We start from the raw sequence: 10,984 nt of genomic DNA, 5'->3' as shown, positions 1-10,984 counted from the left end.
CCCCCCCCCCCCCCCGGGGCCGTTGCTCAGCGCCGGCGCTCCGGAAGCACGATCAGGGGACCTCAACCTCCATGGAGGTGGCCACGGACCGCAGCTGGCCGTACTCCTCGGTCTCCAGGAACGCCCTCATGGCCTCCTCACCCTCCAGGCCGGTGACCTCCTCCGCCGTGTCCTGGGTGACGCTGCCGGACAGCAACGTGGCCGTCCCCTCCCCGTCCCCCTGGACCGAGGGCTGAGCGTAGATCCACGAGGACCAGAAGGAGTCGTCGGTCGCCTCGGGGTCGAGGTCCTCGGCCACGTTGACCACCTGCACGGACAACAGGAATTCCCCGCCCTCGAAGCTCTGAGGGTCCGGCCAGTCCTCGCTGGCCCGGTAGAGGGAGGCCCGGTACCAGACCGGCCCGGAACCCGTGGCCTCCGGGACGTCCGGCAGTACCTCGGCCTCCAGGACCTCCACCACATCCAGCTTGGGGCCTTCGTTGTCCGTGGGGGCGATCCCAGTGGTGGTCCGGTACTCCACAGTGTCCTCGGGATTCTGGAAGAGCACCACTTCGTACGGCACGCCCAGATAGTCCAGGAACTCCTCGCTGTAGTCCTCCTGGCTCGCGCTCCAGGTCTCCGGGAAGCTCCAGGTGAAGACCCCCGACTCGGAGGTGTAGCTCTGGGTGAGCCCCGTGGTCTGCTCTCCGGACCCGCTGGCGGTTGGTGAGGCCGAGGCCGTCTCGGTGAGCGTGGCGTTCGCGGTCGCCGTGTCACTGGGGCTGGCGGTCTCCGTCATGGTCTCGACCGGGCTCGAATTGGGATCGGTCGTGGCGGTGGGCGAGCCCGAGGGCTCATCGCCGGTGCCGCAGGCGCTCAGCACCAGTCCGGCACTGACCCCGAGTCCCACAGCCGCCGCCAGCCGGCCACGGCGGGATCCTGCCCGGACGCATCGCCCCGCCCGGAAGGTTCGGTCGGCGGTGCTGGTCATCATGATCCCCTCGTCTGCCTCCGGGTGCTCCGTTCAGCACCGCTTCGGCGGGTGGTGGTCCGGTGGCGGTCTGGCCGTGGTCCGCCCCGAGGGACGTCGTCCGGCTCTCACCATCTGAGCATCAACCCGTGACCGATGTCATCACCGTTCGGCCCGACGTTGTGGGATCGTGACGCCCCTTCCCCCGACCTAGTGGAGGGCGCGGGGATGGGCTGCGGCGTAGACCTCGCGCAACGTGTCCGCCGTGACCAGGGTGTAGACCTGCGTGGTGGTGACGGAGGCGTGCCCCAGCAACTCTTGCACCACGCGCACGTCCGCACCGCCCTCCAGCAGGTGGGTGGCGAATGAGTGCCGCAGCGTGTGCGGGGAGACCTCGCCCTCGATCTGCGCCCGTTCCGCCGCCTTCTTGAGGATCGTCCACGCCGACTGGCGGGACAGCCGTCCTCCGCGCTGATTGAGGAACAGGGCGGGACCCCCGGTCCCGGACTGGCCGGCCAGTGTGGGACGTCCGCGGATCAGCCAGGCCTCCAGCGCGGCGGCCGCGTAGGAACCCAGCGGGACGATGCGCTCCTTGGAGCCCTTCCCGAACAGGCGTACGACGGCGGTGCCGGACGCCCCCGGCCCCGTCGCCCCGGGCCCGGCACGGGTCCCCTGAAAGCTGGCACCCTCCCGAGGGCCGCGGACGGCTCCGACCACGTCGTCGACGTCCAGCCCGACCGCCTCGGAGATGCGAGCACCCGTCGCATAGAGGAACTCGAGCAGGGCCCGGTCCCGCAGGCCGGCGGGAGTGTCCGTGGGCACGGCCTCCAGCAGTGCGGTCACCTGGTCCACCCGGATCGCCTTGGGCAACTCCTGGGCGGGGCGGGGCGGGGTGACATCCTGTGCCGGGTCCGTCTCCGTGACCTGCTCCAGGGTCCAGAAGCGGTGCATGCCGCGGATGGCGACGATGGTCCGGGCTGCGGACCGCGGCGCAAGCGGGTGCCCGCCATCGGCACCCGTGGCTAGGGCCTGCAGGAAACCTGTCACGTGCCGGCGCTCCACCTCACGGGGCTCGCCCACCCCCTGTCCCTGCAGCCACGCCAGGTAGCGGCTCACGTCCCGGCGGTAGGCGGCCAGAGTATGAGGGGACATGCCGCGCTCGACGGTCAAGTGGTCCAGGTACGCCTCAGCCGGACGGGCGAGCGTGCGCGGCGGGCCTTCCGCGGCCTCGGCACTCATGACCGGTCACTCATGACTGGTCACTCACGCGTCACGGGGACGGCCGTGCCAGGGCGCGTCCGCGGGACGCAGGTCGGTGAAGCCGCCGTCCCGGTGCGCGACGAGGGAGAGGAGGCCCACCACGGAGGAGGGATTGCGCAGCCGTCCGGCCAGCACGGCCTGAACAGCATCCGCCACGGGCACCCAGGCCAGCGGCATGCCGGCCTCCTCACCGGTGCGTTCGTGGCGTTCACCCACCGGCACCGGGGACAGGTCACGGGCCAGGAACACCCGGATGCCCTCCGAGGAGGACCCGGGGGTGGTGTAGAAGTCGGCGAGGACCTCCCACCGGTCCGCGCGCAAGTCGGCCTCCTCGGCCAGTTCGCGGCGGGCGGCCGCGACGAGGGGCTCCCCCGGGACGTCGAGCAGTCCGGCAGGGATCTCCCACAATTCCTCGCCCACCGGGTGCCGGTACTGCCGGATCATCCGGACCCGGTCCTCATCGTCCAGGGCCACCACCGCCACGGCCCCGGGGTGGTGGATGAACTCACGGACCAACAGGTCCGGGCCATCAACCTCAGAGGCACCGGCGTCCGGACCGCCGGCGTCTCCCTCCGGCGCGGCGCCCGGCACCATCCGGAAGGCCTCGCGGGTGACGTTCCACACCGCACCCGTGAAGGCCGTCTCCGTGCGGACCGCGGGCCGCGCGGCGGGCACGTCCTCGAGCGGGCCGCCGTCGTGCTCGGTGTAGGGGGCGGGGGGAGGAGTCGGGTGCGTCATGAGTGGCGGGTATCCCTGCTGATCAGCCCGCGGCGCGCGTGTTCCGGCGTTCCAGTCCCGCGGCCACGAGTCCGGCGAACAGCGGATGCGGGCGGGTCGGCCGGGACTTGAACTCCGGATGGGCCTGCGTGGAGACGTAGTACGGGTGGACCTCCGCCGGCAGCTCCACGAATTCCACGAGCGTGCCGTCCGGGGAGGTTCCGGAGACGACCAGTCCCGCCTCCTCCAGCCGGTCGCGGTATTCGTTGTTGACCTCGTAGCGGTGGCGATGCCGCTCGGTGACCTCGGTGGCCCCGTAGGCCCGGGCGACCGCGGAGCCGTCCCGCAGGGTGGCCGGATAGGAGCCCAGGCGCATGGTGCCGCCAAGGTCACCGCCGCCGGAGACGAAGTGCTCCTGCTCCGCCATGGTGGCGATCACGGGGTGCTCGGTGTCCGGTTCGAACTCCGTGGAGGAGGCCCGGGTGAGTCCCAGGACGTTGCGGGCGTATTCCATGACCATGGTCTGCAGCCCCAGGCACAGGCCGAGGGTCGGGATGCCGTTTTCGCGGGCATGGCGCAGGGCGCCGATCTTGCCGTCGAGCCCGCGGACCCCGAAGCCCCCCGGGACGCAGATGGCGTCGACGCCGTCCAGGGCCTGCCGTGCGCCGGCCTCGGTCTGGCAGTCGTCCGAGGGGACCCAGCGGATGGAGACCGTGGCGTCGTTGCCGAAGCCGCCGGCCCGCAGGGCCTCCGTGACGGAGAGGTAGGAGTCCGGCAGGTCGATGTACTTGCCGACCAGGGCGATCTCCAGCGCATGCCTCGGGTGGTGGACCACGCCGATCAGGCGGTCCCAGGTGGACCAGTCGACGTCCTTGAACTTCAGGTCCAGGGACTGGACCACGTAGGCGTCCAGGCCTTGGGCGTGGATGATCTTGGGGATGTCGTAGATGGAGGGGGCATCGGCGCAGTTGATGACCGCATCCGTGTCCACATCGCACATCCGGGCGATCTTGTCCCGCACGTCGGCCGGCACTTCGCGGTCCGAACGGATGACGATGGCGTCCGGCTGGATGCCGATGGAGCGCAGTGCCGCCACCGAGTGCTGGGTGGGCTTGGTCTTCAGCTCGTGGGAGGGGCCGATGTAGGGCACCAGGGACACATGAACGAAGAACACGTTGTCCCGTCCGATGTCCTGGCGGACCTGGCGGGCGGCTTCCAGGAACGGCTGCGACTCGATGTCACCGACCGTCCCTCCGATCTCCGTGATGATCACGTCCGGTGCCGGGCGGTCCGCGGCCGCCCGGTCCTGCTGGTCCCCGCCCACGGTGGCGTCCTCGGTGGCGGGCAGGCGCATGCGGCGCTTGATCTCGTCCGTAATGTGCGGGATGACCTGGACGGTGTCCCCGAGGTAGTCCCCGCGGCGTTCTTTCTCGATGACGGTCGAGTACACCTGTCCGGTGGTGACGTTGTTCAGGCCGTCGAGGTTCTCGTCCAGGAACCGTTCGTAGTGGCCGATGTCCAAGTCGGTCTCGGCCCCGTCCTCCGTGACGAAGACCTCGCCGTGCTGGAAGGGGTTCATGGTGCCGGGATCGACGTTCAGGTATGGATCCAGCTTCTGCATGGTCACGGAGAGGCCTCGTGCCCTCAGGAGATGACCCAGGGAGGACGCCGTGAGCCCCTTTCCGAGGGAAGAGGCCACGCCGCCGGTCACGAAGATCTGGCGGGTAGCGTTGGGCGTTTTCTGGAATCGAGAAGATTTATGCACCACGGAGTTCGATCGTAGCACCCCGTTCAGGTGTGCGAGGCCTCGAGGAGTTCGCGGGCGTGGTCGCGGGCCGCCCCGGAGTCGGCGCGGCCGGCCAGCATCCTGGCCAGTTCCCCCACCCGCCGCTCGCCCTCAAGGGTCTCGACGTCCGAGGTGGTGAACCCGGCATCGCCGTCCGAGTTCTTCGTGACCAACAGGTGCCGGTCCGCGAACGCCGCCACCTGCGGCAGGTGTGTGACCACGATGACCTGGACGTGCCTCGCCAACCGGGCGAGCCGCCGGCCGATCTGGACGGCGGCCTCCCCGCCGACGCCGGCGTCGACCTCGTCGAACACGAAGGTGGGGACCGGGTCCGTGGCGGCCAGGACCACCTCCAGCGCCAACATGACGCGGGAGAGCTCACCGCCGGAGGCGCCCTTGCCCAGGGGCCGCGGCTCGGCGCCGGCATGGGGCTGGAGGAGGAGCTGGACCTCGTCGGCCCCGTGGGGGCCCGGCTGGCCGCCGGACGTGACAGTGGCGTGGAACGTGGCGTCCGGCATCGACAGGGCGTGCAGTTCCTCGCTGACCAGTCCGGAGAGGGTGGCCGCGCCGGCCCTCCGCAACCGGGTCAGTTCACGCGCGCCGGCCAGCACGCGTTGTTCGAGGCGGGCGACCTCGGCGGTGAGCTCCTCGATGCGCCCGGAATCCCCCTGCAGGGCGTCGAGTCGCGGCCGGTGGTGCTCGGCCCATCGGATCACGTCGGAGAGCTCCGGTCCGTAGAGGCGCATCAATCGGGTCAGTTCGGCCAGCCGGGCCTGGGCGCTGTCCAGGTCGGAGGCCGCATCGTCATCCAGGCGGGCCGCATAGCCGGCGAGATCTCCGGAGACATCGGCCAGCAGGATCCCCACCTCCGCGAGGCGCTGGGACAGTGCGGTGAGCTCGTCATCCTGTCCGGGGGCCTGCAGCAGGGACTGGCGGGCGGCCTCGATGAGGGCCTCCGCCGACGGGATCTCCACCGCGTCGGCCGCATCCCCGCCGGCCAGATGGGTGTGGGCGCCCAGGGAGGCCGTGCGGAGTTCCTCGACGTTCTCCAGTCGTTGGATGAGGGCCCTGACCTCCTCGTCCTCCCCCTCCCGGACCGCGGCGTTGTCGATCTCCTCGAGGGAGCGCTGCAGGTTCTCGGCCTCGCGGGCACGGTCCTGCTCGTTGCTGGTGATCTCGCCGAGTTCCGCCGCCACCCGTCTCCAGGCCTCGAAGTCCTGCTGGTAGGTGGATAGGGTCCCGGCCAGGTCCGGCCCGGCGAACGAGTCCAGGGCATGGCGCTGGGCGGCCGGGGTCTTCAACCGCAGCTGGTCGGTCTGACCATGGACGGCCACGAGGTGTTCGCCGAGCTCGCCCAGCAGGGCCACGGGCACGCCGCGCCCGCCGGCCGAGGCCCGCGAGCGTCCAGAGGAGCCGGCGGCCCCCACGGACCGCGTGACCACGAGGGCGACAGCCCCGCGGCCTTGTGCCGGTGCGCCGACGTCGGCATCGGCATCGGCATCGGCATCGGACACAGCGTCGGCATGGGCACCGGGGACGTGCTCTGGTGCCTCCTCGTCCAGCACGGCCCCGGCCTCGGAGGCGATCCCGACGGCGGCATGGCCGGCGTCCAACCGGAAGCCGGCCTCCACGGTGGCCCGGGACGCCCCGTGCCGGACGGCGCCGGCGTCCGCGCGGGCCCCCAGGAGGAGGTTGAGGGCCGTGACCACCATGGTCTTGCCGGCGCCGGTCTCGCCGGTCACCACGGTGAAGCCGGGATCCAGGTCGACGGCGGCATCGCCGATGACGCCCAGCCCGTTGATGGACAGGTACTCGATCATGCCTGGTCGGCTCCTCCGCTGTGCGTGTCCGGCTCGTCGCTGCCCTCGTCAGGGGTGGCCCCCGATCGCGCGATCCCCAGCCGTTCGTCCCGTGCCGACACGACCGGCAGGGTGGCCGTGGCCGGCGGCACCACCCCGGGGCGGGGCGCCAGGTGGTGGGGTTCCACGATCGAGACGCCGCGGGAGGACGGATCCCCCTCGGGCCGCCGGGACGCGCTCCGGGTCTCGCGGACAGCGGCCTCGGCCCGGTCCTGCTCGGTGACAGGTCCACGCCAACCCTTGGTGGGAAGGTTGAACTTGCGCACGAGCCGCTCGGTGAAGGGGGTGCGTGACAGCCGGGCGATCCGCACCGGTTGCGGTGACCGGGTGACCTCGACTCGGGAGCCCAGGGGCAGGTCCACCGTGCGGCGGCCATCGCACCAGAGCACACCCGGCTCGTTGGTGCGCGGCAGCACCTCGACGGTGAGCACCGAGTCCGGGGACACGACGAGGGGCTTGGCGAACAGGGCGTGGGCGCTGATCGGCACCATGAGCATGGCCTGGACCTCCGGCCACACCACGGGGCCGCCGGCCGAGAAGGCATACGCGGTGGAGCCGGTGGGCGTGGCCATCACCACGCCGTCGCAGCCATAGGTGGAGATGGGGCTGCCGTCCACGGCGGTCACCACCTCGAGCATGCGCTCACGGTTGGACTTCTCCACGCTGGCCTCGTTCAACGCCCAGGTGCGGGCCACGAGTTCTTCCCCCTGGAAGACCCGGACGTCGATCGCCATCCGCTCCTCGACGCTGTAGTCCTGCGCCACCACGGCCTCGACGGTGCGGGAGAGATCGGTGCGCTCGGATTCGGCCAGGAAACCCACATGACCCAAGTTGACGGCGAGCAGCGGCAGGCCGGAATCACGGACGAGTTCCGCGGCGCGCAGCACGGACCCGTCCCCGCCGAGGACCACGCCCAGGGAGACCTCGTCCAGGGAACAGTCCACGTCCAGGGTGTGAGGGGTGGACTCCAGCGGGGGGACGACGCCGGCCCGTTCGGCCTCGCGGATCGCCGTCACGTCACGGGCCAGGAGCACCGGTGCCAGACCGGCCTCCTGCAGTTTGGCGCAGGTGTGGACGGCTGCCCGGATGGCGTCCTCGCGGCCGGTGTGGGCAAGGACCAGGATTGAGCGGGGCATGGCCCCAGGATACCCACGTCCTGGCCGGGGCCCGGCCGGACCTGCCGAGCTGTGGAGGAGACCGGTTTCTTCAGGCCCAGTCGACCGGTTGGGAGCCGAGCCAGTCGGCACCGGTGCCGGTCGCCGTCGCTGCGGCTGTCGCTGCTCCTGTCCCTCCGGGGTGGTCCAGCCACAGGAAGAACTCCACGTTGCCGTCTTGCCCCGGCAGCGGAGACCGGGCAAGACCACGGGGCCGCAGCCCTGCGTCCACGGCGGTGTCCAGCACTGCGGCGACTGCCCCCCGTCGCTGTTCCGGGTCCAGGACGACGCCGGTCTTGGGCAGGGCTCGCCGGCCGACTTCGAACTGCGGCTTGACCATGACGACCAGATCGGCGCCCGGCCGGCACACCCCGGCCAGCGGTGACATCACCAGGCGCAGGGAAATGAAGGAGAGGTCTGAGACCACCAGATCCACCGCTCCGCCGATGTGCTCCGGCGTGAGGTCACGGACGTTGCACCCCTCGTGCACCTCGACGCGGTGATCGGCGCGCAGCGCCTCGACCAGCTGGTCATGGCCGACGTCCACCGCGACGACCTGCTGGGCACCCGACCTGAGCAGGACATCCGTGAACCCGCCCGTGGACGCCCCGGCGTCCAGGCACCGCCGCCCGGCCGTCACGACGTCGGCGAACAGCTCCAGCGCGCCGGCCAGCTTGTGCCCGGCCCGGGAGACGTACCGTGGCCCGTCCGAGCGCAGCGCCACCACATCACCGGGGCCGCACTTCAGGGATGCCTTGGTGGCGACGACGCCGTTGAGGACGATCTCGCCCGCACTGATGAGTCCGGCCGCCTCGCTACGGGAACGGGCCAGCCCACGATCCGCCAGGGCGAGGTCGAGGCGGATGCGGTCGCCGCTGCCCGTGGTCCGCGGACTGCTCACGACAGTCCGGGCAGCCGAGGCTGCTCCTCCAGCAGTTGCGCCAAGGCGTCCAGGGCCTCACGGTAGGCCGCGATCTCCTCATCGGGGCTCAGCTCCCCCGCTCCCGCCAGACCGGCCAGGATCTGGTCGGCGGCAGGGTCACCGGTCGGAGCCGGAGTCCACTCGGTCGACTCGGTCATGATGACCGCTTCCCCTGGGTGAGGAGGGCGGTCGCCCCCACGGCGGAGTCGGCTAGGAGTGTCGGCAGCGAGGGGATGATCCAGGTGGGCCGATGGTCCGGCGGGGCGGCCGCGGCGGTCGCTTCGGTGTCCACACCGGTCAACACGAGGGCCGTGGTGAAGCCGGCCCGATTGCCCCCGAGGATGTCCGTGTCCAGGCGGTCGCCGACGACCAGGGGCTGGCGGGCGCCGACAGCGCGGGCGGCCAGACGGAACAGCACTGGCTCGGGCTTGCCCGCTGCCAGCGGCCGGGTCCCCGTAGCGTGGGACACCGCCTCGATCAGGGCACCGTTGCCGGGCGCGATCCCCTCGGCCCGGGGAATGGTCAGATCCGCATTCGTGGCGATCCAGCGGGCACCCCCGTTGAGGGCATAGGCGGCTTGCGCCAGGTCTGCCCAGGACACCGAGGGATCGAATCCCTGGATCACCGCGTCGGGGCGCTCGGCCGCCGTCGCCACCACCCGGTGACCGGCCTCCGACACCAGGTGACGCAGGTAATCTGAGCCGACGACCAGGACCTTCGCCGGGGCGGGGCGCCCACCAGAGGACGTCGCGTCCGCCGTCGGACGGGTTCCGGTCCGGGACAGCTCCTGATTCAGGAGCGTCACCCCGGCCGCAGCAGATCCGAAGACCTGATCCCCGGTCACCTCCAGACCGAGACCGCACAGGTGATCGGCCACAGATTCCGGCGACCTTGACGCATTGTTGGTCACATAGACGACGGGAACACCGCGCCGCCCCAGTTCACGCAGGGTCGGCACGGCACCGTCGATGGCCTCGGTTCCGGCATACACGACGCCGTCCAGGTCACACAGGACGGCGTCATGGCCTCCGAAGAAATCCGCGCCCGTCATGGATCAGCGGTCTCCGCGGTCCTGATCATCAGCGGCAACGTCACCGTCGAAGTCCTGTGACCCCTCTGCCTCCGCAGCCGGATCCTGATCCTCCACCCGCTCGGAGGTCACCATGGATCCCAGGTCCTCGTCGTCCAGCCGTCCGGCGTCCGGCTGCCCGTCCTCTGGGACGTCAGCGGACGCTCCGGGGGGCACCAGGTCACGGGCCCGGGGCCGGTCCTCGGTACCGTCATCGTCCAGTCCGAAGTCGATGATCTCCGGATCCTCGAAGTCACCGATGCCCAACGCCCGCTCGGCCACGCTGGCCTGCCGGCGCCAGGCCTTGGCCTCCTCACCACGACCGGCTTCGGTCAGGACCTCCGCATAGGTGCGGAACAATCGGGGGCTGAACGAGAAACCGCGGTGGCGATCGAGCTCGGGAATCTGCAGCACCGCCAGAGCAGAGTCGACGTCTCCCAGATCGCGATGGATCCCGGAGAGCACCATGGCCAGCTCTGCACGGGTGGCCTTCTCCAGGGACGCGTGGTCGACATCACCAGCGAGCTCGAGGGCCTTGTCATGCCGGCCGAGGGCGCGTTCACTGTCCACCATTTCCGGCAGGTGGGTGTTGTCCCCGGTGATGCGGCGGTAGGTCCGGAACTCCCGGAGCGCCTCCGCATACTGTCCAGCCCCGTAGGCGGTCAGGCCCACGGCCTCCCGGACGCAGCCGAGGCGTCCGCCACGCCGACTGGCGGCCAGGGCGTGTTCGAAGGCCAGCTGCGGATCGATGTCGAGCAGCCGCCCCGCCATCACCAGGTGACGTGCCACCCAGGGACGATTGCGTTCGTCCAGAGTGTCCAGCTCACGGCTGGTCGCGCGATCGAGTTCCTTGCCCGTGACGTCCTCATCGATCTCAGGGGACTTGGCACGGTCCGGCCGATTGGAACTGCGCAGGTCCCCCGGATTGTGCGTCGAACCCCGGTTCTCGAAACGCGGGCCCCCATCACGCGAGCCACGGCGGTCATGGCGTCCACCCCCACGTTCAGGCCGGCCCGCCCGGCGGGAATCGTCACTCCGGGCACCAGCCCGGCGAGCATCGCCACCACGGGACCCGGAACCGGATCCCCGCTCGGGCCGTCCACCGCCGTGACGGCGCGGACGGTCAGACGAGCCGGAATGCTCCTCGTTCTCGGACATCCTGATGATCCTCTCCTCGATCTTGAAGACGGCCGCAGCACGGCATGGCGTACTCCGGCGGTCAGCTTCACCATCGTAGCCGACACGGTTAAACAAGAAGGGCCCCCCCC

The 10,984-nt window shown here is 70.9% G+C and carries 10 protein-coding genes; all 10 read right to left on the bottom strand.

Annotated elements, in window-relative coordinates:
* Window positions 1-52: 52 nt before the first annotated feature.
* The gene (locus tag RUH65_RS13790; protein ID WP_313818156.1) at window positions 53-973 is read right to left on the bottom strand and encodes a hypothetical protein; all 921 of its coding nucleotides are present in this window, start codon (window positions 971-973) and stop codon (window positions 53-55) included.
* 186 nt (window positions 974-1,159) lie between these two features.
* Entirely contained in the window at window positions 1,160-2,188 is a 1,029-nt protein-coding gene (gene xerD, locus RUH65_RS13785) for a site-specific tyrosine recombinase XerD (protein WP_313818154.1), read from the bottom strand.
* Between the two features lie 24 nt (window positions 2,189-2,212).
* A complete protein-coding gene (locus tag RUH65_RS13780; protein WP_313818153.1) occupies window positions 2,213-2,947 on the bottom strand; it encodes an NUDIX hydrolase in 735 nt (244 codons plus the stop codon).
* A gap of 22 nt (window positions 2,948-2,969) precedes the next feature.
* Complete coding sequence (locus tag RUH65_RS13775; protein ID WP_313818152.1) at window positions 2,970-4,712, bottom strand: CTP synthase; 1,743 nt, start codon at window positions 4,710-4,712, stop codon at window positions 2,970-2,972.
* Window positions 4,713-4,717: 5 nt separating this feature from the next.
* Window positions 4,718-6,532, bottom strand: a complete 1,815-nt coding sequence (locus RUH65_RS13770) for a DNA repair protein RecN (RefSeq protein WP_313818151.1) — start codon at window positions 6,530-6,532, stop codon at window positions 4,718-4,720.
* Window positions 6,529-7,707 carry an NAD kinase gene (locus tag RUH65_RS13765; protein ID WP_313818150.1) on the bottom strand — a complete coding sequence of 393 codons (1,179 nt, stop codon included), beginning with the start codon at window positions 7,705-7,707 and terminating at the stop codon, window positions 6,529-6,531. The genes RUH65_RS13770 and RUH65_RS13765 overlap by 4 nt, the downstream gene beginning before the upstream one ends.
* Before the next feature lie 70 nt (window positions 7,708-7,777).
* Window positions 7,778-8,626, bottom strand: a complete 849-nt coding sequence (locus RUH65_RS13760) for a TlyA family RNA methyltransferase (protein WP_313818149.1) — start codon at window positions 8,624-8,626, stop codon at window positions 7,778-7,780.
* Window positions 8,623-8,805, bottom strand: coding sequence for a hypothetical protein (locus RUH65_RS13755; RefSeq protein WP_313818147.1), 183 nt, complete (start codon window positions 8,803-8,805; stop codon window positions 8,623-8,625). The genes RUH65_RS13760 and RUH65_RS13755 overlap by 4 nt, the downstream gene beginning before the upstream one ends.
* A complete protein-coding gene (locus tag RUH65_RS13750; protein ID WP_313818145.1) occupies window positions 8,802-9,698 on the bottom strand; it encodes an HAD-IIA family hydrolase in 897 nt (298 codons plus the stop codon). Before RUH65_RS13750 ends, RUH65_RS13755 begins: the two co-directional genes overlap by 4 nt.
* 3 nt (window positions 9,699-9,701) lie before the next feature.
* On the bottom strand, window positions 9,702-10,874 hold the full coding sequence (locus RUH65_RS13745; RefSeq protein ID WP_313818143.1) for a hypothetical protein: 1,173 nt from the start codon (window positions 10,872-10,874) through the stop codon (window positions 9,702-9,704).
* Between the last annotated feature and the right edge of the window lie 110 nt (window positions 10,875-10,984).

The organism is Citricoccus sp. (genome assembly GCF_032154715.1).
Taxonomy (GTDB): Bacteria; Actinomycetota; Actinomycetes; order Actinomycetales; family Micrococcaceae; genus Citricoccus.
This window is presented reverse-complemented; position numbering and strand designations above follow the sequence as displayed.

Coding starts and splice junctions, on each gene's coding strand:
- RUH65_RS13765 (WP_313818150.1), bottom strand. CDS start 7,707: ATGCCCCGCTCAATCCTGGTCCTTGCCCACACCGGCCGCGAGGACGCC.
- RUH65_RS13755 (WP_313818147.1), bottom strand. CDS start 8,805: ATGACCGAGTCGACCGAGTGGACTCCGGCTCCGACCGGTGACCCTGCC.
- RUH65_RS13780 (WP_313818153.1), bottom strand. CDS start 2,947: ATGACGCACCCGACTCCTCCCCCCGCCCCCTACACCGAGCACGACGGC.
- xerD (WP_313818154.1), bottom strand. CDS start 2,188: ATGAGTGCCGAGGCCGCGGAAGGCCCGCCGCGCACGCTCGCCCGTCCG.
- RUH65_RS13770 (WP_313818151.1), bottom strand. CDS start 6,532: ATGATCGAGTACCTGTCCATCAACGGGCTGGGCGTCATCGGCGATGCC.
- RUH65_RS13790 (WP_313818156.1), bottom strand. CDS start 973: ATGATGACCAGCACCGCCGACCGAACCTTCCGGGCGGGGCGATGCGTC.
- RUH65_RS13750 (WP_313818145.1), bottom strand. CDS start 9,698: ATGACGGGCGCGGATTTCTTCGGAGGCCATGACGCCGTCCTGTGTGAC.
- RUH65_RS13745 (WP_313818143.1), bottom strand. CDS start 10,874: ATGTCCGAGAACGAGGAGCATTCCGGCTCGTCTGACCGTCCGCGCCGT.